Annotated in this window: 30 protein-coding genes and 1 tRNA gene; 19 read left to right on the top strand and 12 right to left on the bottom strand. The window is 65.9% G+C overall.

The genetic code is table 11. The features are described from left to right. Positions 1 to 6: 6 nt before the first annotated feature. Positions 7 to 1146 carry a hypothetical protein gene (locus tag VF643_RS15685; protein ID WP_331044321.1) on the top strand — a complete coding sequence of 380 codons (1140 nt, stop codon included), beginning with the start codon at positions 7 to 9 and terminating at the stop codon, positions 1144 to 1146. A 557-nt stretch (positions 1147 to 1703) separates the two neighbouring features. Here VF643_RS15685 and VF643_RS15680 read toward each other — a convergent pair. Beyond that, positions 1704 to 2402, bottom strand: a complete 699-nt coding sequence (locus tag VF643_RS15680; RefSeq protein WP_331044320.1) for a hypothetical protein — start codon at positions 2400 to 2402, stop codon at positions 1704 to 1706. Positions 2403 to 2504: 102 nt separating this feature from the next. On the opposite strand from VF643_RS15680, the gene VF643_RS15675 reads away from it, so the two are divergent. Beyond that, positions 2505 to 3662: a helix-turn-helix transcriptional regulator gene (locus VF643_RS15675; RefSeq protein ID WP_331044319.1), complete on the top strand. Its 1158-nt coding sequence runs from the start codon at positions 2505 to 2507 to the stop codon at positions 3660 to 3662. 47 nt (positions 3663 to 3709) lie between these two features. Here VF643_RS15675 and VF643_RS15670 read toward each other — a convergent pair whose 3' ends face one another. Next, positions 3710 to 5200: a replicative DNA helicase gene (locus VF643_RS15670; protein WP_331044318.1), complete on the bottom strand. Its 1491-nt coding sequence runs from the start codon at positions 5198 to 5200 to the stop codon at positions 3710 to 3712. Positions 5201 to 5297: 97 nt separating this feature from the next. Here VF643_RS15670 and VF643_RS15665 point away from each other — a divergent pair, with 97 nt between their 5' ends. The 4 genes from VF643_RS15665 (at position 5298) to dcd (ending at position 7523) form a co-directional block, all read left to right on the top strand. After that, complete coding sequence (locus VF643_RS15665; protein ID WP_331044317.1) at positions 5298 to 5780, top strand: UPF0262 family protein; 483 nt, start codon at positions 5298 to 5300, stop codon at positions 5778 to 5780. Continuing rightward, entirely contained in the window at positions 5773 to 6450 is a 678-nt protein-coding gene (locus VF643_RS15660) for a GH25 family lysozyme (RefSeq protein ID WP_331044316.1), read from the top strand. Before VF643_RS15665 ends, VF643_RS15660 begins: the two co-directional genes overlap by 8 nt. Continuing rightward, positions 6447 to 6902 carry a cytidine deaminase gene (locus tag VF643_RS15655; protein WP_331044315.1) on the top strand — a complete coding sequence of 152 codons (456 nt, stop codon included), beginning with the start codon at positions 6447 to 6449 and terminating at the stop codon, positions 6900 to 6902. Before VF643_RS15660 ends, VF643_RS15655 begins: the two co-directional genes overlap by 4 nt. Before the next feature lie 66 nt (positions 6903 to 6968). Then, positions 6969 to 7523, top strand: a complete 555-nt coding sequence (gene dcd / locus VF643_RS15650) for a dCTP deaminase (protein ID WP_331044314.1) — start codon at positions 6969 to 6971, stop codon at positions 7521 to 7523. Positions 7524 to 7539: 16 nt separating this feature from the next. On the opposite strand, the gene proC is transcribed toward dcd, so the two are convergent. From proC to VF643_RS15625, 5 genes are all read right to left on the bottom strand, one after another. Continuing rightward, positions 7540 to 8337: a pyrroline-5-carboxylate reductase gene (proC, locus tag VF643_RS15645; RefSeq protein WP_331044402.1), complete on the bottom strand. Its 798-nt coding sequence runs from the start codon at positions 8335 to 8337 to the stop codon at positions 7540 to 7542. 8 nt (positions 8338 to 8345) lie between these two features. Continuing rightward, a complete protein-coding gene (locus VF643_RS15640; RefSeq protein ID WP_331044401.1) occupies positions 8346 to 8849 on the bottom strand; it encodes a YbjN domain-containing protein in 504 nt (167 codons plus the stop codon). A 61-nt stretch (positions 8850 to 8910) separates the two neighbouring features. Beyond that, complete coding sequence (locus VF643_RS15635; RefSeq protein WP_331044313.1) at positions 8911 to 9198, bottom strand: accessory factor UbiK family protein; 288 nt, start codon at positions 9196 to 9198, stop codon at positions 8911 to 8913. A 34-nt stretch (positions 9199 to 9232) separates the two neighbouring features. Then, on the bottom strand, positions 9233 to 9751 hold the full coding sequence (locus VF643_RS15630) for a TspO/MBR family protein (RefSeq protein ID WP_331044400.1): 519 nt from the start codon (positions 9749 to 9751) through the stop codon (positions 9233 to 9235). A 157-nt stretch (positions 9752 to 9908) separates the two neighbouring features. Next, a complete protein-coding gene (locus VF643_RS15625) occupies positions 9909 to 10643 on the bottom strand; it encodes a TlyA family RNA methyltransferase (RefSeq protein WP_331044312.1) in 735 nt (244 codons plus the stop codon). 171 nt (positions 10644 to 10814) lie between these two features. On the opposite strand from VF643_RS15625, the gene VF643_RS15620 reads away from it, so the two are divergent. Further along, positions 10815 to 11480 carry an RBBP9/YdeN family alpha/beta hydrolase gene (locus VF643_RS15620; RefSeq protein ID WP_331044311.1) on the top strand — a complete coding sequence of 222 codons (666 nt, stop codon included), beginning with the start codon at positions 10815 to 10817 and terminating at the stop codon, positions 11478 to 11480. Positions 11481 to 11498: 18 nt separating this feature from the next. Here VF643_RS15620 and VF643_RS15615 read toward each other — a convergent pair whose 3' ends face one another. The 3 genes from VF643_RS15615 to dxs form a co-directional block, all read right to left on the bottom strand. Then, entirely contained in the window at positions 11499 to 11912 is a 414-nt protein-coding gene (locus VF643_RS15615; RefSeq protein ID WP_331044310.1) for a PIN domain-containing protein, read from the bottom strand. Next, a complete protein-coding gene (locus VF643_RS15610) occupies positions 11902 to 12135 on the bottom strand; it encodes an AbrB/MazE/SpoVT family DNA-binding domain-containing protein (RefSeq protein ID WP_331044309.1) in 234 nt (77 codons plus the stop codon). The genes VF643_RS15615 and VF643_RS15610 overlap by 11 nt, the downstream gene beginning before the upstream one ends. A gap of 147 nt (positions 12136 to 12282) precedes the next feature. Continuing rightward, positions 12283 to 14205, bottom strand: a complete 1923-nt coding sequence (gene dxs, locus VF643_RS15605; RefSeq protein WP_331044308.1) for a 1-deoxy-D-xylulose-5-phosphate synthase — start codon at positions 14203 to 14205, stop codon at positions 12283 to 12285. Between the two features lie 83 nt (positions 14206 to 14288). On the opposite strand from dxs, the gene VF643_RS15600 reads away from it, so the two are divergent. Then, positions 14289 to 14822, top strand: coding sequence for a GNAT family N-acetyltransferase (locus tag VF643_RS15600; RefSeq protein ID WP_331044307.1), 534 nt, complete (start codon positions 14289 to 14291; stop codon positions 14820 to 14822). Positions 14823 to 14835: 13 nt separating this feature from the next. Here the strand turns inward: VF643_RS15600 and VF643_RS15595 are convergent. Further along, positions 14836 to 14912 (bottom strand) — tRNA-Pro (locus VF643_RS15595). A 159-nt stretch (positions 14913 to 15071) separates the two neighbouring features. On the opposite strand from VF643_RS15595, the gene pnuC reads away from it, so the two are divergent. From pnuC to VF643_RS15565, 6 genes are all read left to right on the top strand, one after another. Beyond that, the gene (gene pnuC / locus VF643_RS15590; RefSeq protein ID WP_331044306.1) at positions 15072 to 15659 is read left to right on the top strand and encodes a nicotinamide riboside transporter PnuC; all 588 of its coding nucleotides are present in this window, start codon (positions 15072 to 15074) and stop codon (positions 15657 to 15659) included. Then, positions 15659 to 16186: an AAA family ATPase gene (locus tag VF643_RS15585; protein WP_331044305.1), complete on the top strand. Its 528-nt coding sequence runs from the start codon at positions 15659 to 15661 to the stop codon at positions 16184 to 16186. The genes pnuC and VF643_RS15585 overlap by 1 nt, the downstream gene beginning before the upstream one ends. Before the next feature lie 66 nt (positions 16187 to 16252). After that, positions 16253 to 18076: a translation elongation factor 4 gene (lepA, locus tag VF643_RS15580; RefSeq protein ID WP_331044304.1), complete on the top strand. Its 1824-nt coding sequence runs from the start codon at positions 16253 to 16255 to the stop codon at positions 18074 to 18076. Between the two features lie 21 nt (positions 18077 to 18097). Next, positions 18098 to 19126, top strand: coding sequence for a DNA cytosine methyltransferase (locus VF643_RS15575; RefSeq protein WP_331044303.1), 1029 nt, complete (start codon positions 18098 to 18100; stop codon positions 19124 to 19126). After that, on the top strand, positions 19126 to 20145 hold the full coding sequence (locus VF643_RS15570; RefSeq protein ID WP_331044399.1) for an HNH endonuclease signature motif containing protein: 1020 nt from the start codon (positions 19126 to 19128) through the stop codon (positions 20143 to 20145). The genes VF643_RS15575 and VF643_RS15570 overlap by 1 nt, the downstream gene beginning before the upstream one ends. Continuing rightward, the gene (locus tag VF643_RS15565; protein WP_331044302.1) at positions 20075 to 21490 is read left to right on the top strand and encodes a hypothetical protein; all 1416 of its coding nucleotides are present in this window, start codon (positions 20075 to 20077) and stop codon (positions 21488 to 21490) included. Before VF643_RS15570 ends, VF643_RS15565 begins: the two co-directional genes overlap by 71 nt. Before the next feature lie 74 nt (positions 21491 to 21564). On the opposite strand, the gene VF643_RS15560 is transcribed toward VF643_RS15565, so the two are convergent. Next, positions 21565 to 22563 (bottom strand): hypothetical protein, encoded by a 999-nt coding sequence (locus VF643_RS15560; protein ID WP_331044301.1) that lies wholly within the window; start codon positions 22561 to 22563, stop codon positions 21565 to 21567. Positions 22564 to 22644: 81 nt separating this feature from the next. On the opposite strand from VF643_RS15560, the gene modA reads away from it, so the two are divergent. The 5 genes from modA (at position 22645) to VF643_RS15535 (ending at position 26517) form a co-directional block, all read left to right on the top strand. Further along, complete coding sequence (modA, locus tag VF643_RS15555) at positions 22645 to 23397, top strand: molybdate ABC transporter substrate-binding protein (RefSeq protein ID WP_331044300.1); 753 nt, start codon at positions 22645 to 22647, stop codon at positions 23395 to 23397. Beyond that, on the top strand, positions 23394 to 24092 hold the full coding sequence (modB, locus tag VF643_RS15550) for a molybdate ABC transporter permease subunit (RefSeq protein WP_331044299.1): 699 nt from the start codon (positions 23394 to 23396) through the stop codon (positions 24090 to 24092). Before modA ends, modB begins: the two co-directional genes overlap by 4 nt. After that, complete coding sequence (locus VF643_RS15545; RefSeq protein WP_331044298.1) at positions 24082 to 24678, top strand: ATP-binding cassette domain-containing protein; 597 nt, start codon at positions 24082 to 24084, stop codon at positions 24676 to 24678. Before modB ends, VF643_RS15545 begins: the two co-directional genes overlap by 11 nt. 68 nt (positions 24679 to 24746) lie before the next feature. Further along, positions 24747 to 26135 carry a sensor histidine kinase gene (locus tag VF643_RS15540; RefSeq protein ID WP_331044297.1) on the top strand — a complete coding sequence of 463 codons (1389 nt, stop codon included), beginning with the start codon at positions 24747 to 24749 and terminating at the stop codon, positions 26133 to 26135. A 1-nt stretch (position 26136) separates the two neighbouring features. Next, positions 26137 to 26517, top strand: coding sequence for a response regulator (locus VF643_RS15535; protein WP_331044296.1), 381 nt, complete (start codon positions 26137 to 26139; stop codon positions 26515 to 26517). Positions 26518 to 26620: the final 103 nt, after the last annotated feature.

The raw sequence follows: 26620 nt of genomic DNA, 5'->3' as shown, positions 1-26620 counted from the left end.
GTGTCCATGGTCTTCGGACTTCTGCTGCTGCTTCAGGCGTCGACGCCCGACGTCATCGTCACGGGCAAGCGCCTGTTGGAGGAGCAGGCCATATGTCGTCGAGGACAATGTACGCCGCTGCGCGATGCGCGGGCGTCTATCGCATTTGCGGAAGTCCAATTCCGCGAAGGTCGATATCTGGATGCCAAGCGCACACTCGCCGCGGCGATCAAGCGCAATCGCGGACACGCCGCCAGCGCGCCGAGGCCGGTCGCGGCCCTGTACGAAGCCTATGCCACAGTGGCGCTCCACGAAGGCGATCAGGACATCTACAAGCGCGCGGTCGCGAACCGGGTTCGCACGCTGCGCGACAATCTGCCCGCCGATGATCCTGCGGTCCGCGCTGCGGCTCCGGCGCTGGGGGACATGTGGATCAAGCTCGGCCAATATAAACGGGCCGACTCCAGCTATCGTGCGGCGGAGCGAAATGCCGTCGACGCAGGACAGGACACGGCCGCGTTGATGGTTGCGGTACGGCGTGTCTGGCTTCTTTCTGCGACGGGCCAGAAGGCACAGGCAAGACGGATGCTCGATGCGATCGAAGCGCGTCCGGCGGCGAAAGACCCACGCGTGCGAATCGCCCTGCGAATCATGCGCTTTCGGATCGCTGCGCGTGACGCCGACGATGCGGAGATGACGACACTGGCCGGCCTCATCGGTCGGAGCCAGGCGGCGAGGCCCGCGCTTATATGGTCTCCGCCGTTCGAGCCGGACCGGCTGGCGGCAGCCAACGCCAGTGCGAGGAAGGTCGGCCAGGCCGATACCTTTCAGGCGCGGTCGACGGATGCCTCCGGTGTCGAGTGGATGGATGTCGGCTTCTGGATCCGTCCGGATGGCCGAACCGCCGAGGTCGAGATCTTGCGCAGTTCCAAGTCGCCGTCCTGGGCCGATGCGGTGCTCGCACAGATCGAAGGTCGCCGATATGCCGCCGCGGCCAACCCGCCCGCAGATGCGGCCATGCCGGATGCAGAGAGTGTCTATCATATAGAGCGAATTACCAAGGGATCGAACTACGTCACTCCAGTCGGCAGCCTCATACGCCGCCGGGTATCCGCCGACGGGTTCGAAACGCTCGACCTCACAGACGTCAAGGATTCGCGCGGTTGATCGGTTTGCAACCGCGTTCGACACGATCGTAGCGATAGCCAAGCATGCCGACTAACCAGCCGCTGTCCTACAGCCGAACACCTGTGCCAGGGTTCGCGCAGGCTTCGTCTCGCCCGACCGCTCTCTGAAATGCCCGAAACGATTGAACCCTGCGCGATGGCCTCGTCCGCTCCGCCTCGTCGGAAGTCGCGCTCCTATCGCGCAATTTAATTTCACCACTGCGACAGGAAAATGCAGGATCGGCGTGAAAGGTGTGAAGCGTCGCGGTCTGCAGCCATGTTCATCCGCGGATGCCCCCGCCGAAGCCCACCAACACGCACGCTCCTTGGCGCGACCTTCCCGTGACCTTGCGCATGTGTGGCCGCAATATGCGTGAATCTCGTTACGGGCCGCAACGGTTCCAGTCCGGCACCCGCACGCCCGCCCCGCTTCGAGGGCCGGCCGCTGGCGCTGCTGGGACACGGTGGAATGCGGCATCCACGTCGCCACGAAGCCGGGCGAAAGACCCGGTGTTCTGATCGTCCGGCGCCTCCCCCCAGGGGCGCCGGACGATGCACTCAGAAGCGGTAGCCGATCCCGAATTGCAGGATCGGATAGACCTTCACCTTGTCGACATCGTCCTGCAGGTCGCGCCGCTCGCGCTCCAGCGCCGCAGTGAACCGCGGGTTGGTCGAGGCCGATCCGCTGGCGCGGAAATCGCGGAGCCGCGCCGCACCCTGGAACAGCACGCCGGCTTCGGCCAGGAAGAACAGGCCGGGCTGGTTCTTGCCCGCCCAACCCAGCGTCAGCGCCGGCGAGACCTTCTTCACGGTAGCGCGGCCTGACAGCGTGCCGACCTGCGCCGCGGTGAAGTCCTCGTCGCCCACCGTCACCGTGCCGGTATTGTTGGGACCGGGCGTCGCCGAGACGTTGACGCGGTTGCGGTTGATGCGTGCGCCCGCCGAAACCCGGAATGCGCCGCCGAACGGATGCACGTCGAGCATCGCACCGAACGACTTCAGCTTCAGCTTGCCCCGATAGGTGATGTCGTCCGAATCGAAGTCGCTGGAAACGCCGAAGAACGTCGCGCTGCCCCGCACGCCGATGTGATCCGAGAAGCGGAAGCCAACCTCCGGGCCGATGCCCAGGGTCCCCGCGGTCACCGCCGCCGAAATCACCCCACGATCGCCCGGAGCGGACGCGGGCGCATCCTGCGCCGCGACCTGGCCGGAAAGCGACGCTGCTCCCACGGCGACAATCAGCGAAATCCTATTCATACATGCTCCCTGTGATCGCGGCGCCGGTCCCACCCGATCGGCCCCCGCGTCCGGCTCCTTACCGGCCGCCAACCTGCGCTTCATCACCCGTTCGGGTGAGGCTTGCGCAAGCCAGCCATTTCGGCAAAGTTCCGGACGGGATCGGGGGATTCGATGCAGGCTTTGGCCATTCTGGAGGAGGACTTTCGCTCGGCCGCGACGGGTCGCACGTCGTGGGCCGATCCGCTGACCGCCCTTACCGACATGCTGGGCGCGCGGATGGGCCAGCTGGCGCTGGTCGATCACGACGGCAATCTGATGCTCAACGTCTTCACCCAGCATGCGCTGGACGCCGCGGACGAATACATGGCCTGCCGAGGCTATGATCCTGCCTTCAACCCACGCAGTCGTGCGATCGTGAGCGGGCCGGCGATGCGCTGCTTGGTGGACGAGGATTTCATCGACCAGCAGCAGATCGCTCGTTCACCGATCTACCAGGGGCTCTTCAAGACACACGACGTGCCGCATTGCGGGCTGGTCCGCCTCGCGGGTCCGCCGGGCGGCCGCCTCGGCGGGCTGACCATGCTCTGGCCGGGAAGCGCCGGTCCGGCGGACGACCACAAGCGCAAAGTCCTGGAGGCGCTCGCCCCCTCGCTGTCGGCATCGCTGTCGCTCGCGACGCATCTCGACGACATGAAAACCAAGACGCTGCTCGACACCGTGGAGATGCTGGTCGGACCCGCGATCCTGCTCGGCGCCAGCCGCGGCATCATCGCGATCTCGGCCGCCGCGGAGCAGCTGGTGCGTAGTGCATCCTACCTCACCGTGCGCGCGGGCCGTCTGACCGCCGTGGTCGGGCAGTGCGAGACGGCGCTGGCCGCCGCCTTCCGCCAGACGACACAGGCGGGAACCCCGGCCGGCCTCCCGGTCAAGCTCGTCATCGCCAGCGCGCAGCAACGCTCGCCGATCCTGGTCGAGATTCATCGCCTGCCCGATCGAGACCATGAGGGGCCGGTCGACGCGCGAGTCCTGTTGACCATCCGCGTGCAGCGACCCGATCTGCCGACCTCCGCCGCCGATGCGTTGCGCAAGGCGTTCGACATGACCGTCGCCGAGGCAGCGGTCGCCGAACTGTTCGCGATGGGCCACGACCTCGTCACCGTCGCAGCGCGGCGCGATGTCGGCGTCGAGACGATCCGCAGCCAGCTAAAAGCGATTTTCCAGAAGACCGGCACCCGCCGCCAGGCCGAACTGGTGCTGGCCCTCGCGCCCTATCGCTGAAAATCTGAAACGCGCGAAAGAGCGTGTTTCAAACGGATCCTTGGCGTTCAATACCCCGCATAATCCGAGAATTTCGTGATCGTCGGGTCGAACTTCATCCGCACCTTGCCCGTCGCGCCGTGGCGCTGCTTGGCCACGATCAATTCGGCCAGGCCGTAGCAGCGCTCCATGTCGACCATCCACGCGGCATGATCCTCGAACACTTTCGCGCTGTCGCCCTCGATCGGGCGTTTCGGCTCCTTGGCCGCGACGTAATAATCCTCGCGGTAGACGAACCACACCATGTCGGCGTCCTGCTCGATAGATCCCGATTCGCGCAGGTCCGACAGCATCGGCGTCTTGTCCTCGCGCTGCTCGACCGCGCGGGAGAGCTGCGACAGTGCCAGCACCGGCACGTCGAGATCCTTGGCCATCGTCTTCAGCCCGCGGCTGATCTCGGAAATTTCCTGGACGCGGTTGCCGTCCTTGTTCTTGCCGCCGCTGGTCAGCAGCTGGAGGTAATCGACCACGACCAGCCCGATCTGATTATTGTGCCGCCGTTGCAGCCGCCGCACGCGGGTGTGCAGCGCACCGATGCTCAGCCCGCCCGTGTCGTCGATGAACAGCGGCAAATTCTCCAGTTCCGCGGCGGCCGCGGCCAGTTGCCCGAATTCGGCCTTGCTGATCTTGCCCATGCGCAGCGATTCGGAACTGATCCCCGATTGCTCGGCCAGAATACGCGTCGCCAGCTGGTCCGCGCTCATCTCCAGCGAGAAGAAGGCGACCTTCGCGCCGACCGAATCAGCGGGCGCGATGCCGTCCGCCATGTCGCGCATCCACCGCCGCGCCGCGTTGAAGGCGATGTTTGTGGCCAGCGACGTCTTGCCCATGCCCGGCCTCCCGGCCAGGATCATCAGGTCGCTATGGTGCATGCCGCCGATCTTGGCGTTGATGCTGTCCAGCCCGGTCGTCACGCCCGACAGATTCCCGCCCGAATTCAGCGCGCGCTCGGCCATCTTTACGGCCGCGGTCGTCGCCTGGGCGAAGGTCTTGACCGAACTTTCGGCCCCGCCGTCCGCCGCGACCTTGAACAACTCCTCTTCGGCCGCCTCGATCTGCGCGCGCGGATTGACCTCCTCCGACGTGTCCATCGCCCGGTCGACCAGCGTGCGCCCGACGCTGACGAGCGCGCGCAGCATCGCCAGGTCGTAGATCTGCTGCGCGAACTGCCGCGCACCGATCAGCCCGGCGCCCGACCCGGTCAGCCCCGCCAGATACGCCGGCCCGCCCAGTTCCTTCATGCCCTCGTCGGCATCGAACATCGGCCTGAGCGTCACCGGCGTCGCCAGCATGTCGTTGCCGCGCAGCGTCTTGATCGCCGCGAAGATGCGTCCGTGCAACGGCTCGAAGAAGTGCGAGGGGTCGAGCTTGTCGACCAGATCGTCGGCCAGCCGATTGTCGATCATCATCGCGCCCAGCATCGCGGCCTCGGCCTCGACATTGCGCGGCAGCTGCTGGAGTTCGGGGGCGGGCGGAGTCGCGAGTGCTAGGGTAGCCATGCTCAGCCCTTATCTGCTCCCCGGCCCGGCTCAAACGACCTTGCGGTGAATGACGGGATAGATTGTGGCTGCGTGAAATCGTCTCTATCGCAACTGGATGGCCGACCCCCGGATCATCGACGTGCAGCTCGACGAACGCACCATCCTGTGGCGCTCGGCCGACGTCGAACAGGAACGGCGGATCGCGATCTTCGACCTGATCGAGGAGAACCACTTCGCGCCGCAGCGCGTCCATGCGGACGGCTATGTCGGCCCCTACCGGGTCGCTCTGTCGGTCGAGGAGGGCCGGCTGGCGATCGCGATCCGGCGGGAGGACGATACGCCGCTGGAGACGCTGGTCCTCGCCCTCGGCCGCTTCCGCCGCCCGATCCGCGATTATTTCGCGATCTGCGACAGCTATTACCAGGCGATCCGCGCCGCCACGCCGCAACAGATCGAGACGATCGACATGGCGCGGCGCGGCATCCACAATCAAGCGGCCGAATTGTTGATGGAGCGTCTGGAGGGCAAGATCGCGGTCGATTTTGACACCGCGCGCCGCCTGTTCACGCTGATCTGCGTGCTGCACATCCGTGGTTAGTTTCGTCGCAAAGGCCGCGATCGGACTCACCGCGATCGCCGCCGCCGGCGTTGGCGCATGGAGTTGGGCCACCGCCTGGCACCCGTCGTCCGCGAAATATCCGTTGCAGGGCATCGACCTGCCCGAAAACCCGCCCGCCGTCGAATGGGGAAGCGTACGCGCGAGCGGCGCGGACTTCGCCTATATCGTCGCAACATCCGGCGCCGACCGCCGCGATCCGCGGTTCGAGGCCAATTGGGCCGCTTTGCCCCAGGCCGGGCTGCGCCGTGGTGCCGTTCACCTCTATTCGCTGTGTCAACGCGCGGTCGCCCAGGCGGACGCCTTCAACACCTTCGTGCCCCGCAGCACCGACGCTCTGCCTGCCGCCGTCGACCTCGACTATCGCGACGATTGCATCGCTCGCCCGGAAAGACCGGCGCTGGCGAAGGAACTCGCACGCTTCGTTGAACGGATCGAGGCACATACCGGCAAGGCCGTCCTGCTGCGCATCTCGCGGCCGATGGAGCGCGACTATGCGCTGTCCACGACGATCGCCCGCCCGATCTGGGCGGTCGGCAATGCCTTCCCGCCCGATTACGCCAGCAGCGCGTGGCGGATCTGGCGGGCAAGCGACATCCGCCGCATCGACGGCATCGAGGGTCCGGTGAATTGGGACGTGGTGGCACCATGACGACGGCGGCAGAAGTCACGATGCTGATCGAAGCCGCGCGGGCGGCGGCACGCAATGCGCACGCCCCCTATTCGCGCTTCGCGGTCGGCGCGGCACTGCTCATGCGCGACGGCACTTTGGTCACCGGCGCCAATTTCGAGAACGCCAGCTACGGCCTGTCGCTTTGCGCCGAAACCGTCGCCATCGCGACCGCCAGCGCGCAAGGGCGGCTGCGTCAGATCGTCGCGATCGGCGTTATCGGCGGCGCGATGGACTCGGGCGGTCAGGCCACCGGCGATACCCCGGTCAGCCCCTGCGGCCGCTGCCGCCAGGTCATCAACGAAGCTGCGCAGATGGCAGGCATCGACCTTCCCGTGCATTGCGGCGCAGCGCAGGGCGATGCGGTGCGGACCTACCGCCTGTCGGAGTTGCTGCCCGATGCGTTTGGCCCAGCGGATCTGGGCATTGGTTGATGATCCGACAGCCGCCTTGCCCAGGTGCGTCAATCCGGCGAAGAGGGCCGCGAAGGGGGATCGCTCATGTCCGTAATGTCCGACCGCTGGATTCGCGAGCGCGCTCTGGCCGATGCGATGATCGAGCCGTTCACCGAATCGCAGCGCCGCGACGGCTGCATCAGCTACGGCCTGTCGTCTTACGGCTATGACGCGCGCGTCGCCGACGAGTTCAAGATCTTCACCAACGTCGACAGCGCGATCGTCGATCCGAAGGATTTCGCCGCCAACAGCTTCGTCGATCGCAAGACGGACGTGTGCATCATCCCGCCGAACAGTTTTGCGCTGGCCCGCACCGTCGAATATTTTCGCGTTCCCCGCGATGTGCTGGTCATATGCCTGGGCAAGTCGACGTATGCGCGGTGCGGCATCATCGTGAACGTCACCCCGCTCGAACCCGGCTGGGAAGGGCACGTCACGCTCGAATTCTCCAACACCACTCCGCTTCCCGCGCGCATCTATGCCAATGAAGGCGCGTGCCAGTTCCTGTTCCTGCAAGGCAACGAACCCTGCGAGGTGAGCTACGCGGACCGCGCCGGCAAATATATGAGCCAACGCGGCGTGACGCTCCCGCGGCTGTAAAGCCCGTCGAGCGCGATCAGCGCGCCGCTGCGGCCATTTCTGCGTTGCGACGGGCGGCGGCAGCCAGGGTATCGGTCAGGAGCCGCACCAACGCGTCGTCGCGATCGAGGACGTTCAGCCCTTCGCGGGTCGATCCGCCGGGGCTAGCGACGCGATCCGCCAGCATCGCCGGGGAAACGTCAGACGCGGCGGCCATGATCGCCGATCCTTCCAGCGTGGCCAGCGCAAGCCGAGCCGCCTGATCGGCGGGCAGGCCGAGCGCTGCGCCTGCTGCGGCCAGCGCATCGGCAAAGCGGAAGAGGAAGCCGGGGCCACACCCCGCAAGCGCGGTCACCGCGTCGAAGGCGGCTTCATCGGCGATCCATTCGTGATGTCCCAGGGGCGCCGCCAGCGCCTCAACGGTCGCCCTTCCGTCAAGGTCAAGCGCGGGCGCATGAAGCGCCACCACGCCGCGGCCGATCGCAACCGGCAGATTGGGCATCGCGCGGACGATCGCGTCGGCGGGGATGCGCGCGGCGAGCGCCGCGACTTCGACTCCGGCCAGGATCGAGATCAGCAGCCCCGGCCTGACCTCGGCAAGCATCGGCGCGACCGTGTCGATCTGCTGCGGCTTGACCGCGAGCAGGATCGTCGCAGGGTTCTCCTCGCGGGGCAGCGCCTGTACCGATCGGACGCCTTCGGGAACGCCGCGGCCGCTCCGCGTGACGACCGTCACCTCGGCAGGATCAAGTCCTGCGGCGAGCCACCGGCGCAGCATCGCGCCGCCCATGTTTCCGCAACCGATCAGCCACAGCGGACCGGCCGCAAGTGTCATGCCCGAGGTCACGCCTCGCCCTGCGTCTCGATCAACGCCGCCGCGATCGCTTCCCTGGGCGTCTTGCCGCCCCAGAGAACGAACTGGAAGACGGGATAGAAGCGTTCGCATTCCTCGATCGCGGATTCCACGAGCAGTTCGGCGGCGGCGAGCGACATCGTCCCCTCCCCCCCACCATCGACCATCGCTGCATGGCGATAGAGAAGGACGCCGCTCGACGACCACAATTCGAAATGGCCGACCCACAGCTGCTCGTTGACGAGGCCGAGCGTCTCATAGACCGCCGGCCTGCGGTCATCGGTCACCTTGATGTCGGGAAAGGCCAGGAACTGAAGGACGCTGTCGTCCTCGCGCCATAGCGCGCGCAGTTCGTAGGTGGTCCAGCTTCCCTTGACGGTCGCGACGACCTCGTCGTCCTGGCGCTCGTGGTCCCAGCCGTGCGCGTCGTAATAGGCCTCGAGCATGTCGATCGGCGCCTGGGATTCATCGTCATGTTCGGATTGATCGAGCATGGTCATGACGCGCTTGTCTCGCGGACGGCCTCGCGGCGCAAGCGCGGACGTTTGTCGCGGGTCAGGCCGCAGACCCCAGCGCGGCCTCGGCAGCGGTGTCCGCCGCCCCGCTGAGGGCCTCGAGCGCGTCGAGCCGAGCGCGCAAGGCGTCCGCCTCGTCCCGCGCCGCCGCGGCCATCGCCTTGACCGCCTCGAACTCGTCGCGCCCTACGAAGTCCAGTCCGCCGATCCACTCGCGCGCACGCGTCCGGGCGCTGCCTTCGGCCTCGCGGCCCATGCCCGCGAGCGTGCCCGCGGCGCCGTTGAGCATCTTGGCGATATCGTCGAACAGGCGGTTTTCGGTCTGCATCAATCGTCCTTCGGTGCGCGAGGCAGTGCCTTGGTCACAGCATCTGGGACGTGCGAGAGCCCGGATCAAGGGTTTGCGCGTCGGGATTGAGCTGGCCGATCCGCCAGGTAAGCACGCCGGCAAAGCTGATCCACACAAGATAGGGCACCATCAACCAGGCGCCCAGGATGCGGATGCGCGCAAAGGCGAAGGTCGTCGCGATGCTCAGCACCAGCATGGCCACGATCACCCAAAAGGCCGCGCCGACACGGTGCATCCCGAAGAACAACGGCGTCCAGGCCAGGTTGAGCGCGAATTGCGCCGCGAACAGCGCCAGCGCCGGCCCACGGCCCCGCGCACCGCGGGCGTGGAGGATCACCGCGATCGCCAGCCCGAGCAGGATATAAAGCGTCGTCCAGGCCACCGGGAAGACCCAGCCGGGCGGCGTCAGCGCGGGCTTCACGAGAGCCATGTACCAGCGGTTCTCGTCGCCCGCGGGCACCGCAAGCCCGGACGCGAAGCCGAGCAGCAGTACCAAGGGGACGGTGACCACCGCCCAGCGGAAGAACGACATCCGCAACTGTCCCCTGGAAGCGATACCACCCACGCAAGTCCCCTTCGTCCGTACCAAGACGACCTTGCCGCAGCGCGGGCGATCCGTAAACCGCGAGCAAGCGCGCCTCGTTCCGCGGGTGATCCATTCCCGGACGATGCGAGGCTCGAACGCCGGGCTAACCCAAGTGCGCCGCGATCAGGAATTCGACGTTGCCTTCCGGGCCAGTGATCGGGCTTTCGACAATGCCCTCGACCCTCCAGCCGGATGTCGTCAGCCACGCCCCGACATCGGCACAGACTCGGGCGTGGATGCTGGAATCGCGAACCACGCCGCCCTTGCCGACCTCGTCGCGCCCTGCTTCGAACTGCGGCTTGATGAGCGCGAGCAGACGCGCCCCAGCCCGCGCGAAGGTCAACGGACGGCCGAGCACCTTGGCAAGGCCGATGAAGCTCGCATCGCAGACGATCAGGTCGATCGGCTCGGGAATGTGGGCGGGGGTGAGTATGCGCGCGCTGGTCTGTTCGTGAACGACGACGCGCGCATCCTGGCGGAGCTTCCAGGCGAGCTGATTGGTGCCGCTGTCGATCGCATAGACGCGGGCGGCGCCGTTCGTCAGCAGCACGTCGGTAAAGCCGCCGGTCGACGATCCGACGTCCATCGCCACCGCGCCGCGAACGTCCCAGGCAAAATGCGCGAGTGCATGCGCCAGCTTGATGCCGCCGCGCGAAACCCAGGGATGATCGCGGCCGCGGACGTCGAGGACCACGTCGCCGGCGAGGGCCTGGCCCGGCTTGTCGACCTTGCGCGTACCCGCGAAAACGAGCCCCGCCATGATGAGCGCCTGCGCGCGCGTGCGCGACTCGGCAAGGCCCCGATCGACGAGCATCTGGTCCGCGCGCTGTCTGGCCATCGCTGTCATATCGCCGCCCGATCGGATCGCCGCAAGCCGCCATCTTTTCGTCGCAGAGCCATTGCCTATCGACCCGGTGGGAACAGGTTCGACAGCGGGGGCGTGGCCGTGTCGGCGCACCCTAGAGCGCCGTTTCGACCACGCCCTTCACCTTGGAGAAGGAGCTGCCTGATGGGTTCGTTCGCACCGTTCGATGCCGTTCGTCCAACCGTCCTTACCGTGCCTGGCCTCGGCGGATCGGGGCCTGCGCACTGGCAGACCCTATGGGAGCGCACGCGGCTCGACACGCTGCGGGTCGAATTGGGCATGTGGGATACGCCGCACCGCAATGCCTGGGTGACCCGGCTCGACGAAGCGATCCGGCGGGCGGACGCGCCGGTGGTGCTCGCCGCGCACAGCCTGGGGTGCCAGGCGGTGGCGTGGTGGGCGCAGCTTTCGCCGCAGCCTTATGGCTGGCCGGTGGCGGGCGCGCTGCTGGTGGCGCCTGCCGACGCCGACCGCGCCGGGGTCCAGCGCGAACTGGCGGGCTTCGCGCCGGTGCCGCGCGTGCCGCTGCCGTTCCCCTCGATCGTGGTCGCATCGACCGACGACCCTTGGGTCTCGATCGCGCGGGCGCATTCGATGGCGGCGGACTGGGGCAGCCTGTTCATCGAAGCCGGGGCGCTCGGGCATCTCAACGCCGCGAGCGGGATCGGCGCCTGGGCCGAGGGGCAGGATCTGCTGGAACGGGTGATCGCCGCCAGCGGCGACCGGCAGGGCCGCGCGCACACGCCGGGCGATGCCCGCGCGATCCTGGCGACGAAGGCGGCGGACGGCGCGCCGCATCTGCGCGGCTGACGGATCGGGCGGGCTGGATCAGGTGGGCGCGAACGGGTTCGCGATGCGCAGCCGCCCGTCGATGACGAGGCCGGCGTGCATGTCTTCGGAATAAAGGACATCGCAATTCCCCGACAGCGCCGCAGCGACGATCAGCGCGTCGTAGATCGACAGGCGTAGTGCCGATGCCAGCGACATGCCCGCCTTGTGGATGGCGAGGGTGAGCGGCAGAACCGGCTCGCACAGGATCAGGAAGCCGTCGCGTGCCTGCTCGACCTCGGGCCAGGACAAGCCGAGCTTGCGATGTGCGACGCGTGCGAATTCGTTGAGGCACTGAACGCTGATTACGCCGCCTTGGGCGAGGAGGTCTTGCGCGATGCTCTGCCGCCGGGCGTCGCGTTCGATCGTGTAGACAAGGACGTTGCTGTCGAAGAAATGCCGTTCAACGGGCATTCGCGTCGTCGCGGTCGAACTTGTAATCGGCAGGAAAGGTCACCGCCAAGTCGCTCAGGCGCTTCAGCGCCTCGGCCCGGCGCTGCTGGTCGGTAATGACCGCGATCTGGCCGCCGTCGAGCGCGCAAAGGTCGATGTTGTCGCCCTCCTTCAAATCGAGCAGGCGGGCCACGTCGGCAGGGATGCGTACCGCCAGGCTGTTGCCCCATTTCGCGACCTGCATGACACCCTTCCCTGCTATACGGTGCCGTCAATGTATATCATCGCGCTTTTGCGGGCAAGCCGGTGTCGTTTTCTTCAGGAGCGGACAGGGTGGCGATCCTTCCTTGCAAGGGGACGATCGCGGGGGCCAAGCTCCAACGAATTCGAATCAAGCCCGCGCCTCGGCCACCCCGCTGGAATTGTGGCGCAGCGCCGTCAGCACGGTTTCGACGATCGCGTCGGCGTCCAGCCCGGCCTTGGCATATTGCACCTCTGGCTTGTCCTGGTCTTGGAAGGTGTCAGGCAGACGCATCGTGCGCAGTTTCAGACCGCCGTCGATCAGACCCTCATCGCTCGCCATCGTCAGCACGTGCGCGCCCATGCCGCCGACCGCGCCCTCCTCGATCGTCACCGCGACCTCATGGGTGGTCAGCAGGCGGCGGATAAGCGCGACATCGAGCGGCTTGGCGAAGCGCAGGTCGGCGACCGTGGTCGACAGCCCCTTGGCCTCCAGCACCTCGGCGGCCTTCAGCGCCTCGCCCAGCCGGGTGCCGAGCGACAGGATCGCGACGGTCTTGCCCTCGCGCACCACGCGGCCTTTGCCGATCTCCAGCCGCTCGGGCGCGGCGGGCAGTGCGACGCCGGTGCCGTTGCCGCGCGGATAGCGAACCGCGATCGGGCCGCTGTCGTGGAGCACCGCGGTGTGGGTCATGTGGACCAGCTCGGCTTCGTCGGCGGCGGCCATCACCACGAAATTGGGGAGCGTCGCCAGATAGGTGACGTCGAACGATCCGGCATGGGTCGCCCCGTCGGCGCCGACCAGCCCGGCGCGGTCGATCGCGAAGCGGACGGGCAGGTTCTGGATCGCGACGTCGTGGACGACCTGGTCATAGGCGCGCTGGAGGAAGGTGGAATAGATCGCGCAGAACGGCCGCATCCCCTGCGCCGCCAGGCCCGCGGCAAAGGTCACCGCATGCTGTTCGGCGATGCCGACGTCGAAGAAGCGGTCGGGATAGGCCGCGGCGAATTTGTCGAGGCCCGTGCCCGACGGCATCGCCGCGGTGATCGCGCAGATGCGGGGGTCGCCGGCGGCTTCATCGACCAGCGCCTGGCCGAAGACGTTCTGATATTGCGGCGGCCCCGGCGGCGACTTGGCCTGGGCACCGGTGATAACGTCGAACTTCTGGACGCCGTGATATTTGTCCGCCGACGCCTCGGCGGGCGCATAGCCCTTGCCCTTCTTGGTAACGACATGGACCAGGATCGGTCCTTCCTCTGCGTCGCGGACGTTCTCCAGCACCGGGATCAGGTGGTCGAGATTGTGGCCGTCGACCGGGCCGACGTAATAGAAGCCCAGTTCCTCGAACAAGGTGCCGCCCATCGTCATCCCGCGCGCGAATTCGTCGGTCTTGCGCGCGGCGGTGTGCAGCGGGCGCGGCAGCTTGCGCGCGAACCGCTTCATCAACTCGCGCAGCCCCAGGAACTCGCGGCTCGACACCATGCGGCTGAGATAGGCGCTCAGCCCCCCCACCGGCGGCGCGATCGACATGTCGTTGTCGTTGAGGATCACGACCAGCCGGTTGCCCGCGGCCCCTGCATTGTTCATCGCCTCATAGGCCATGCCCGCCGACATAGCGCCGTCGCCGATCACCGCGATGCCCTTGGCCGCGGCGCCCTGCAGCTTGCTGGCGGTCGCGAAGCCCAGCGCCGCCGAGATCGAGGTCGATGAATGCGCCGCGCCGAACGGATCATATTCGCTCTCGCTGCGCCTGGTGAAGCCGCTCAGCCCGCCGCCGGTGCGCAACGTGCGGATACGATCGCGCCGCCCGGTGAGGATCTTGTGCGGATAGCATTGATGGCCGACATCCCAGACCAGTTTGTCGCCCGGCGTATCGAAAACGTAATGGATCGCGACGGTCAGTTCGACCACGCCCAACCCCGAGCCGAGATGGCCGCCGGTGGTTCCGACTGCCGAGATCGTCTCGGCGCGCAGTTCATCGGCGAGCTGGCGCAGCTGCTCGGGCGCGAGTCGGCGCAGATCGGCGGGCGTGGCGACGGTATCGAGCAGAGGTGTTGCGGGAAGATCGGTCATTCTCCCATATCTAGCCGAGCCGGAACGGGGTGTCGATTGGTCGCACCGACTTGACGGCCCATGGGGCTGAGCGGAACCGCGATATGATGATTGCATACCGCTGGGCTTCCGAAAACGACATACCTGCGATCGCCGCGCTCATGGATCGTGCGATCGCCATGCTCCAGAACGACGTGCTGACGCCCGCGCAGGTCGTCGCCAGCCACCAGGTCATGGGGCTGGACCGGCAGCTGGTGTCGGACGGCACCTATCTGGTCGCCGAAATCGACGGCCTGCTGGCCGGATGCGGCGGATGGAGCCGGCGCGCGACGCTGTTCGGTGGCGACGCAGGCGTGGTGCCGCGCGATGCTCGCATGCTCGATCCGGCGCGCGAGCCGGCCCGCATCCGCGCGATGTACACCGATCCGGCGCACGTCCGCCGCGGCATCGGCGGCACGATCCTGCGCACGTGCGAAGATGCGGCGCGTGGGGCGGGCTTTGCGCGCGCCGAACTGATGGCGACGCTGGCGGGCGTGCCACTGTACCGCGCGTGCGGCTATACCGAGGTGGAGGCGTTCGCGGCCGACGTGGACGGGATCGCGGTGCCGATGATGCGGATGGCGCGGGCTTTGGTATAATCGGACGGATGAGTGGTCGGGAAGAGAGGATTCGAACCTCCGGCCCCTGCCTCCCGAAGGCAGTGCTCTACCAGGCTGAGCTACTCCCCGACGGAATCCGAACGGTCGATTGACACGCGCGGGCGGTGCTTGGAGGCGGGCGTATAGCCAGCGGCTCGCCGGTGCGCAAGGGACGTAATCGGCCGCGGAAACCGGCATTTGTAAGGACTCGAGGCTGCCATTGCGGCACACGAATGCTAGGTGGCGGACGTGGGTACGTTGGAAGCGATCGCGTTCGTCCTGGGCATCGTCACCATCGTTCTGGTGGTGCGGCGGAGCGTCTGGAATTTTCCGTTCGGGATCGTGATGGTGGCGGTGAGCGCAGTCGTCTTCTTCGATGCACGGCTTTATAGCGACATGCTGCTCCAGGGCTTCTTTCTTATCGCGAACGCTTATGGGTGGCGGCAGTGGCTGCGCCATGCCGCGCATGACGGCGAGGTCACGGTGGTCGCAATGCCGGCCCGCGATCGACTGGCGTGGGGGATCGGCGTGGTAGCGGCAACGCTGGCCTGGGGGCTGACGATGGCGCGGCTTACCGATGCCGCATACCCCTGGATCGACGCCGGCATCGCGATGGCGAGCATAGCGGCGCAGGTGATGATGGCGCGGCGCTGGATCGAGAATTGGCACTTGTGGATCGCCATCGACATCGCGTCGGTCGGACTCTACGCGGCGAAGGGATTGTGGCTGATGGCGGTGTTGTACGTGATCTTTCTGGCATTGGCAGTGTGGGGTCTGATGGACTGGCGCGCGGCGGCGCGGCGCAATCGGGCCGGTTGCGGGACGGTGTTCGCCTGATGCTGCGCACCGTTTGTCTGCATGGCCCCGAGAGCACGGGAAAGTCGACCATGACCCAGCGGCTGGCGCAGCATTTCGACACCAAATGCGTCGCGGAGTTCGGCCGTACCTATTGCGAGGCATTCGGCACCGAACTGACCATGGCGGACCTGGTGATGATCGCCCACGCGCACGATTCGAAGGTGCGCGCCGCGGTGGCCTCCGGCGATCATCCCGTGATCCTGGATACCGACCCCCTTATGACGGCAGTGTGGGCCGACATGTTGTTCGGGCGCCGCGATCCATGGTTCGACCGGTGGGACAATTACGCCGACCTGTATCTGCTGCTCGACATCGACCTGCCCTGGGTAGAGGACGGGACGAGGATGTTCGGCACCGACGACGCGCGGCGACGCTTCTTCGATCTGTCGAAGCGCGAGTTGGAGCGGCGGGGCGTGAATTGGATGGTGGTCGGCGGCGAAGGATCGCACCGCTTCATCAACGTCCTTCACGCGATCGAGCGATCCGGGTGCCGGCAGAACGCGTAAACATCCGGCCGCCGTTGCTCTCGGCTGACTAGCACTGGCGACGGCCCTGCGCTAGGCGCTCCCCCCATGTCCACTCCGCTCGACCGCATTCGTAACTTCTCTATCATCGCGCATATCGACCATGGGAAGTCGACGCTGGCCGATCGGCTGATCCAGGCCACCGGCGGGCTGACCGACCGCGAAATGTCCGAGCAAGTCCTTGATAACATGGACATTGAGAAGGAACGTGGGATCACGATCAAGGCGCAGACGGTGCGCCTGGCCTATAAGGCCAAGGACGGCGAGGATTATGTCCTGAACCTCATGGACACGCCGGGCCATGTCGATTTCGCCTATGAGGTCAGCCGCGCGCTGGCCGCCTGCGAGGGTGCCTTGCTGGTCGTCGACGCGGCGCAAGGGGTCGAGGCGCAGACGCTGGCCAACGTCTATCAGTCGATCGAGCACGACCACGAGATTGTCCCCGTCATCAACAAGATCGACCTGCCCGCGGCCGAGCCGGAAAAGGTGCGCAAGGAGATCGAGGACGTCATCGGCATCGACGCCAGCGGCGCGGTGCTGGCGTCGGCCAAGTCCGGGATCGGCATCCCCGACATCCTGGAGGCGATCGTCACCCGGATACCGCCGCCCAAGGGCGACGCCGCCGCGCCGCTGAAGGCGATGCTGGTGGACAGCTGGTACGACCCGTATCTGGGGGTCGTGATCCTGGTCCGCGTCATGGACGGCATCCTGAAAAAGGGCCAGCAGATCAAGTTCATGCAGACCGAGACGGTCCACCTGGTCGACCGCGTCGGATGCTTCCGCCCCAAGATCGAGCAATTGACCGAATTGGCGACCGGCGAGGTCGGCTTCATCACCGCGCAGATCAAGGAAGTCGCGCAGACCCGCGTCGGCGACACGATCACCGACGCGAAACGCCCCGCCGCCGAACCGCTGCCCGGGTTCGAGGAGGTCCAGCCGGTCGTCTTCTGCGGCCTGTTCCCGGTTGACGCCAACGACTTCGAGAAATTGCGCGAGAGCATCAGCAAGCTGCGCCTAAACGACGCCAGTTTCAGTTTCGAGATGGAAACCAGCGCCGCGCTGGGCTTCGGCTTTCGCTGCGGCTTCCTGGGGCTGCTGCATCTGGAGATCATCCAGGAGCGGCTGACGCGCGAATATGATCTCGACCTCATCACGACCGCGCCGAGCGTGGTGTACCAGATCGAGCTGAGCCATCCCGATCCCGCCGGCATCACCCAGATCGACCTGCACAACCCCGCGGATATGCCGGAGCCAAACAAGATCGCGTCGATCGCCGAACCGTGGATCGAGGCGACGATCTACGTCCCCGACGAATATCTCGGCAGCGTCCTGAAGCTGTGCCAGGACCGGCGCGGCATCCAGAAGAACCTGACCTATGTCGGCGGGCGCGCGCAGGCGACGTACGAACTGCCGCTCAACGAAGTGGTGTTCGACTTCTACGATCGGCTGAAGTCCCTTTCGAAGGGCTATGCCAGCTTCGACTATAATCAGATCGGCTACCGCGAGGGCGACCTCGTCAAGATGGGCATCCTGGTCAACGAGGAGCCGGTCGACGCGCTGAGCATGATCGTCCACCGCGGCACCGCGGAGACACGCGGGCGCGGCATGGTGGAGCGGCTGAAGGAACTGATCCCGCGCCACCTGTTCAAGATCCCGATCCAGGCGGCGATCGGCGGCAAGGTGATCGCGCGCGAGACGATCAGCGCGATGCGCAAGGACGTGACCGCCAAATGCTATGGCGGCGACGCGACCCGCAAGCGCAAGCTGCTGGACAAGCAGAAGAAGGGCAAGTTGAAGATGCGGGAATACGGCTCGGTGAGCATCCCGCAGGAGGCGTTCATCGCCGCGTTGAGGATGGGGGATGATGGGTGAACAGGAAGGTTCGGGGGTATCGTGAGTAAAGTACAGTGCATCAGCTTGTTCTCGGGTGCAGGAGGACTTGACGTCGGAGCAAAGCAGGCAGGCGTTCACTTTCAGGCTTGCGTTGAAAATGATCCTGATGCCGCACAGACACTTCGTCTCAACGTCGGGCGATCAGCAGGCATCGTATATGAGCGCAGCATCGCCGATGTAGATTTTCGTCCGTTTAGGGACGGAGATGACAGGATCGTGATCGGCGGCCCGCCGTGCCAGCCCTTTTCCAAGAACGGCTACTGGGTAAAGAACGAAAACAGGTTGATCGAGCGCGATCCACGCAACATGCTTTCCGAGTTTCTACGCACGGTGTCAGAAGTGCAGCCGAACGGTTTTTTGTTCGAGAACGTCGACAGCTTGCTTCACCCGACCAACAAGCAGAGCCTCCACGATTTCCTGGCGATGGCGGAAGGGCTGGGTTATCGTTGCACCACGTATCGCGCGAACGCCGCCGACTTTGGTGTTCCCCAGAAGCGCAAGCGTGTCTTCGTATTCGGCGTCCGCAAGAACGGAACAGCGGTGCCCCCACCTGTACCGACGCACGCGGCACAACCCGACCGGAGCGGAATTGCCGCGTATCTTGGCGTAGGCGAATTCATTTCCGAGTTTGGAGATGCGAGCTATTCCGAGCCGAGCGAAAGTGCCGAACACGGCACTTATTACAAGGAGTTGGTAGCTGTCCCTCCCGGCGCAAACTATATCGCGCTGAGCCGCCTGGAAGGCTATAGCGGCAGGACATTCCGGTCCGGCGGTCGCTTCTGGAACTTTCTTCATAAGCTCCATCCTGATTTGCCGTCGATTACGATCGCCGCACAGCCTGGACCCTGGGTTGGACCGTTCCACTGGACCAATCGGCGCTTGAGAGTACCGGAAGCGGCCGCCATCCAGACCTTTCCCAAGGGTTACAAGTTTGCGGGAAGCCGGCGGGCGATACAGAAGCAGATAGGAAACGCCGTTCCTTGCCTGCTCGGCAAGGCAATGGTCGGGCACCTCCTGGAGCACCTGTGATGGGGATCAACGAGCGCTCGATGCAATTCCTGCTCGCAGATGCCCTTCGGGCCTACACACAAGATTTTTTGCTGCTCAGCGCGACCAATCCTTACCTTGTTCTGGTGAATGGCCAACGCTACTCAGTCCATGCTTCGGAAATTCACTTTGCCGCCCGTGCTAATGCCGACGAGTGGCGTATCCAAGTTCCACGGGCAACGATCAATCTGCAGCGCCAGCGCCAAACAGTCGGCGATATCCCACTCTTCATCGGATTCTTTCCGAAAGACGGCGTATTTGCGGGGTGGGAACCGGAGTATGTACTTTCATTGCAGCCGCAAGACTATGTTACGGTTTACGTTCCATTATCAGACGGTGAAAAAGCGGCTCAGAGCCAGGCGGCTATCGACATAGCTCCAGCTCTTAAATTACAACGCAAGACCACAAAAGTCAGTTTGCGTTCCGAGTTTCTCGGAGTCTATCTGGAAAACTGGCGCGCGCTGCACGCGAGCAAGAGTGCGGCTGAACTCCGTTCAGCGATAAGTCAAGTCAGCGCGTTCGTAGCCGCCGATGGGTTGAGTGGAACGAAACAGTTCGAAGTTACGCTTGGTGATGCACGTCGGCTAATCGTCTCCACCCGCACGGCCTTTGCGCGCAATCCGGCTTTTCGCGATGCAGTCATGCAAGCATATGGCGGTGCATGCTGCGTGTGCGGACGACAACTCGGCCTCGTCCAAGCAGCACATATCGTTCCACACAGCCATGCTAATTGCATCGACTCGGTCAGCAATGGCCTCGCGCTGTGCGTCGAGCATCACAGGCTGTATGACGACGCTTTGCTCTTGCCGATTACCGGAGGTAAGTTGCATCTGAACCATGCAAGGGTTGAACATCTCAAGAACATCGGGCAGGCCACCGGCCTGGACGCCATCGCTTCCCTGGCCGCCAACCAGTATAAGGTGCCTGACCATGCCCCTAGCCGCCCGGACGACGGCTTCCTCGAGAAAGGATTTCGGATCAGGTTGGGAATCGACGCTTGACCGCGTAATCGCCAAGACTGAGCGCGCCGAGCAGAACCTCGTCGCGCACGCGCCAAAGGCATCGGCGCTCGGACGAAAGGCAAGCGGCTCCTTCTATACGCCCGCCGATGTTGCCGACCACGTTTGGGACCAGTTCTTCAGGCTGCATGATATCCGCAGCGCCGACCAGCTGACCAGCTTTATACTGCGCACGCGCTTCGTCGAGCCATCGGCGGGGGCCGGGATCTTCGTCTTTACGTTGCTTCGCAAGGCTTTGGCCCTGGGGGTTCTCCCTTCGGACCTGGAACGACTCAGCATGAGCGTCATCGACCTCAATCTTGCTGCACTGCGCTTCGTCAACGCCAAGATAGCGGAGATCGAGGCGGCCTTGGGCCTGGACCTGAGTGGAATAGTCCTTGTGCAGCGCGACTTTCTGGATTGGGTCAACGAAACGTCTTTTGATCGCGTATGCTTCATCGGCAACCCGCCGTTCGTGAGCAATCCGAGTAGTTCAAGATGGCGAAACCTGTTCGCCTCCTTCCTTGAGGCCATGCTGGACTATCCGGCCCGCGACAAGGCGATCGGTCTTATCCTGCCGCTGTCGATCTGCTTTAGCCGCGATTACAAACCACTACGCCGAAGGCTGAACTCCTGCGGCCTCGGCATTCAGGTCTCGAGTTACGACAACATCCCCGACTGCCTGTTTCAGGCAGGCAAGCCCGAGAGCGGGAACAGCAACAAGGCAAACAGCCAACGCTGCACGATCCTGATGCTCGGTGGCGACCCCGCGCTGCGCCGGTCCGCCAGCCTGCGTCGTTGGCCGCGAGCGGACAGAGCGACCGTTCTCACGACCGCGCCGGACTATCGCGACTATAAGTCTTACGTGCACGACGACCAGATACCTCGTCCGAGCTGCGACGGATTGCTGCAATATCTGATGCCGTCCGAGGGATCACGGCCGCTTGGGACGTTCTTGAGCAAAACGAGCATGCCATGCTTTGCCTTAGCGAGTGTGGCGCGCAACTTCATTGGTATCCGCGAGGTGATGGAGCCGTGCCCTTCGAGCATGGCCATCGCCACGCGTGACACGGCAGACTCGATGGTCTTGCTTCAAATCCTCGCATCGCCGCTGTTCTTCGAATATTGGCGAAGCGTCGGCGATGGTTTTCACGTTACGAAGGACATCGTCGATCGTTTTCCCGTGCGTGAATCAATCCTGGCGCTTTGCCGCGCGCGCGTGGCTGAGGCCGAAGCTGCCTGGGGCAGCCGCGCTGACTATCGCAAGGATAAATTGAACTCCGGGAAAGTCGTGCGATCCTATGACTTTCGGGAAGCTTTCAGTTGGCTGAGGCTTGGCGGAGAGTAGATCGGCTTGGGGATTCCAATTGCTCTGCCAGGATCAGAACCCGCCCATCTGCCAACGGCCACTGGTCGCCCCCCTCACCGCCCCTCGCACCATGCCCGCCAGGTCGCCTCCTCGCATGCGGCTTCCCATTCGTCCTGGGCGGCGGCGATGCGGGCTTCGCAGGCTTGGCGGGCGGCTTCGCGCGCGGCGTAGGTGTTGCCGCTCCACATTCCCGCACTCGGCAGAACGCGCGGCAGGCGGACCGGCGGGCGAGGTTGGGCCTTGGCGGCGGCCCATATTTCCGCGCGCTGGGCGGCGAGGTGGTGGCTGAGGTCGCTGGCGTAGAGATTGCTCTTCTTGCCCTCCGGATCGGACGTGAAGCGGGTAATCAGTTCGCCGCTGCGGCCGCCCAGATCGAGGATCAGTTCGATATGGGTGAGTTGGCGCAGGAAGAAGTCGGCGGCTTGCCATCGGCCGGCGCGGCGTTCGGCATGCTCCTGGCCGACCTTGCCGAAATAGAGCTTGAGAACCCTGTCGAGCCAGGCCTCGGCTTCGTCGGATGGTTTGTCGTCCACGACCTCCTCGCGGGCGGCGCGACAGGTGGGGCAGTTCTCGGCGGCCTCGCGCTCGATCGTGGCCTGCGACCGGGTGCCGCCGGCCAGCGCGGGACCGTATTTTCCGGGCATGTGGTGGCGCAGGATGAACATCAGCAGCCGATCGTTGTAGGCGCGCTTCTCGCCGACCTGCTCGCCGTTGTAAAAGACGGGGACGGGCACGCCTTCGCGGGCGCGGTCGATGGCCAGGTCGGCGAGCTGTTGGACCCCGTAATCGAGCGCGGCGGCCCAGGCTTTGCGGAACGAGTCGGCGCCGGGAGCCATGCGCAGCTGGTACGCGCCCTCCTTGGCCATGTTGATGCGCGCCGCGGCGTGGCTGACCGATCCGGTCTCGGCGAGCGCGGCGATGAAGGCGCGCTGGCGATCGGCGGTCCAGCCGTCGTGGCGCGGCTTGCGGCGCGTGACCGGGGTGAAGGCGGGGACGGGCAGATGCGCGTCCTGGGCGGAATGGTCGCTGCGGACCGGGGTGCGGTTCTTCATGGCGACACGCTATTAGGCACAGCGCGCGGCTGTAGGACAGAGGGCGTTGTATCATTTCGCGCACGGTGCGAAGAGCCGCCCATGCGCCGCCGCCTGCTTCTGTCCGCCCTGATCGCCATGGCCGCGGCTCCGGCATGGGCGCAGGCGCCGCGGGGGCCGCTGGTGCTGGCGGCGGCGAGCCTGCAGGAGGCGTTCGACGCCGCGGCCAGTGCCTGGGCGCGAAAAGGACATCCGCGGCCGATATTGTCCTATGCGGCGTCGTCCGCGCTGGCGCGTCAGGTGCAGGCGGGGGCGCGGGCAGACCTGTTCGCCTCCGCCGACCGGGCGTGGATGGACGTGGTGGCCAAGGCCGGCCGGATCGTGCCCGGCACGCGCGCCGACATCGCGGGCAACCGGCTGGTCGTGGTGGCGGCGCGGGGGACGGCCGAGCGGCTGACCCTGCGCACGCTGGGGCGGGTGTTGTCGCGCGGGCCGGTGGCGATGGCCGATCCCGCCGGAGTGCCGGCGGGGCGATACGGCCAAGCTGCGCTGACGCGGCTGGGGGCGTGGGCGCAGGTGGCGCCGCATGTCGTGCGGGCCGAGAATGTGCGGGCGGCGCTGGCGCTGGTCGAGCGTGGCGCGGCGCCCTATGGCATCGTCTATGCCACCGATGCACGCGCGAGCGGCCGGGTGCGGATCGCGGGCGTGTTTCCGACGGGCAGCCATCCGCCGATCCGCTATCCGATCGCGCGACTGACTGGGGGCAGCGCCGAGGCGGAAGGGTTCCGGCGGTTCCTGCTGTCGCGTGAGGGCGTGGCGATCCTGACGCGACACGGCTTCACCCGGCCGCGATGATTTCCCTCCTCTCGCCCGAGGAATGGGGGATCGTGCGGCTGACGCTGCTGGTCGGCGGGGTGGCGTGTGCGGGGACGCTGCCGGTGGCGTTCGCGCTGGCGTGGGTGCTGGCGCGCTGGCGGTTTCCGGGGCGGGTGCTGCTCGATGCGATCGTCCATCTGCCGCTGGTCGTGCCACCGGTGGTGACCGGCTGGGTGCTGCTGCTGGCGTTCGCGCCGGCGGGGCCGATCGGCGGGTGGCTGCAGACGTGGTTCGGGGCGAGCGTCCTCTTTCGCTGGACGGGTGCGGCAATCGCGGCGGGGGTGATGGCGTTGCCGCTGATGGTGCGCGGCATCCGGCTGGGGCTGGAAGGGGTCGATCCGCGACTGGAGCAGGCGGCGCGCACGCTCGGCGCATCGCGCGCGCGGGTGACGCGGACGATCACGCTGCCGCTGGCGATGCCCGGCGTGCTGGCCGCGCTGGTGCTGGGCTTTGCACGGTCGATCGGCGAGTTCGGGGCGACGATCACCTTCGTCGCCAACGTCCCCGGCGAGACGCAGACGCTACCGCTGGCGATCTATGCGGCGCTCCAGCGGCCGGGGGGAGAGGCGACCGTGTGGCGGCTGGCGGCCGTGTCGGTGGCGCTGAGCCTGGCGGCGCTGGTCGCATCCGAAGCACTGGCGCGACGCAGCGGGCGGGGTGTCCGTGTCCTTTGACATCGACGTCGCGGTGCGCCGCGGAGAGGCGGAGGTGCGCGTGGCATTCGTGGCGGGCACGGGCGCGACGGTGCTGTTCGGGCCGTCCGGGATCGGCAAGACCAGCGTGCTCGACATGGTGGCCGGGCTGCTGCGGCCCGATAGCGGCCACGTCCGGGTCGGCGGGGAGACGCTGTTCGGCGCGGGAATCGACCTGCCGCCCGAGCGCCGTCGCGCGGGCTATGTCTTCCAGGAACCGCGGCTGTTCCCGCATCTGAAGGTCCGCGCCAACCTGCTCTACGGTGCCCGCACCGACGCGCGGCTGGCCGCGACGGTGGCGATGCTCGACATCGCGCATGTGCTCGATCGCTGGCCGCGCACCTTGTCGGGCGGTGAAGCACGACGCGTCGCGATCGGCCGCGCCCTGCTCAGCGACGCTCGTTTCCTGCTGCTCGACGAACCCCTCGCCTCGCTGGACCGCACGCGGCGCGAAGAGGCGATGCGCGCCATCGAGCGCGTGCGCGACGAAGCGGGCCTGCCGATCCTGATGGTGACGCATGATCCCGAGGAGGCAGAGCGGATCGGCACGCGCGTGGTGCGGATGTGAACTGCCGCGCCGTTGTCCCCATCGGCTTTCGGTCGTAAGGATGGCTGGGTCGGGGCACAGCGGGACAGATGACGAGAACCGAGGGACTGCCCTTCTTCGACGGGATCGTCGGATGGTCGATCGATCATCCGCAGTCGCCGATCGTCCGCTATGCTGCGGCGACAGCGCTGATCGTTGCGGTCGCCATCCTTCGCGCGCTGTTCGTCACGTCGATTCTGCCTTGGTTGCTGTTCATTCCGGCCATTCTGATAATCGGGCTGACGCTCGCCGAGGCGCCCGCGATCTATGCGAGCGTGCTGTCCGCGGTGCTGGCAGGCGTATCGCTCGCCAGCCCTGCCGAGCCCTTGTGGCTGAACGGCCCGCAATGGACCGGCTCGCTGCTGTTCCTTTTGGTCGCTTTCGGCGTCGCTTTTCTGGCAGGCGAACTGCGCGCCGGGTTGCGGCGCACGCGCATGGTCGCAGCGGAACTGGCCGAGCGCGCGGCGTTCCTGTCCAGCGTGCTGGCGAGTTCGACCGATTGCATCAAGGTGCTCGACCTGGAGGGCCGCCTGACCTTCATGAGCGAAGGCGGCATGAAGGTCATGGAGATTGCGGACTTCGAGGCGGTAAAGGGCTGCCCGTGGCCCGATTTCTGGCGCGATGTGGGGAATGCCGAAGCGCTCGAAGCGCTTGCGGCGGCGAGGCGGGGGCAGCCAAGTCACTTCGTCGCCAAGGCCGATACCTTCCGGGGGACGCCGCGATGGTGGGACGTATCGGTTTCGCCGATACCTGGCCCCACGGGGCTGCCAGATCGCATCCTTTCGGTGTCGCGCGACACGACGGCCTTGATGGCAGCGCAGGAGCAGCAGCGGCTGCTCAACGGCGAATTGGGGCACCGGCTGAAGAACATACTCACCCTGGTGCAGTCGATCGCGAGCCAGACCTTCCGGAGGGCGGACAGCTTGGAAGATGCCGGCGCGGCCTTTTCCGCGCGATTGGCGGCACTGGGCAAGGCGACGGACGTGCTGACGGCAACGGCGTGGCAGAGCGCCACGTTGCGCGACATTGCCCGCGCAGGGCTGACCTCGATCGAGGGGTTCACCGATCGCGTCACGCTGGACGGACCCGACATCGAACTCGGATCGCAGATCGCCCTGGCGCTGACCCTGGCGCTCCATGAATTGACGACCAACGCCTATAAATACGGCGCGCTATCGAACGACACTGGAACCGTTGCGGTGAAATGGACGTGCGATCCGGACCATAATGAAGGTAACGGGCGTTTCACCTTTTTGTGGCAGGAAGCTGGTGGCCCGCCGGTATCACCACCGAAGCGGCAGGGATTTGGTTCCAGGATGATCGAACGATCGCTGCAATCCTATTTTCGCGGCGAAACGTCGCTCGACTACCATCCCGCGGGACTGGTGTTCAGGATCGACGCGCCCATGCCCAAGGCCGACGCGATGGCGAGTGCATAAGATGGCCGCCCAGATTCTGGAGCGGACCGCCATTCTGATCGTCGATGACGAAGCGATCGTCCGGTTCGACCTCGTCGATTTTTTCGAAGATGCCGGTTTCCAGGTGTTCGATGCCGAAAGCGCCGACCACGCGATCACCGTGCTGGAAACCAACCCGACGATCCGGATCGTGCTGACCGATGTCCAGATGCCGGGTTCGATGGACGGCGTGAAACTGGCGCATTACGTTCGTGATCGTTATCCGCCGACGCTGCTGGTCGTGGCATCGGGCGTGGCGAGACCCAGCGTACAGCAACTGCCGGTAAACGCGATGTTCGTCTCCAAGCCGTTCGATCCTCGTCAGGTGCTGGCCGCGATCCGGCGGGCGGTGCCGGCCGGCTGAGCCGGGCGCAGGACGTTGGCTTGCCCTGGTTTGGCTCGTTCGAGCGGAGAGGCTTACCCGGGTGCAACGGCCGGTTTCAAGGGCGTGGGGACTCACCTGCCCT

It is taken from the genome of Sphingomonas sp. (genome assembly GCF_036387595.1).
In the GTDB taxonomy this organism is placed as follows: Bacteria; Pseudomonadota; Alphaproteobacteria; order Sphingomonadales; family Sphingomonadaceae; genus Sphingomonas.
The sequence above is the reverse complement of the archived record's forward strand: the minus strand, read 5'-3'. Positions and strand labels throughout refer to the sequence as shown.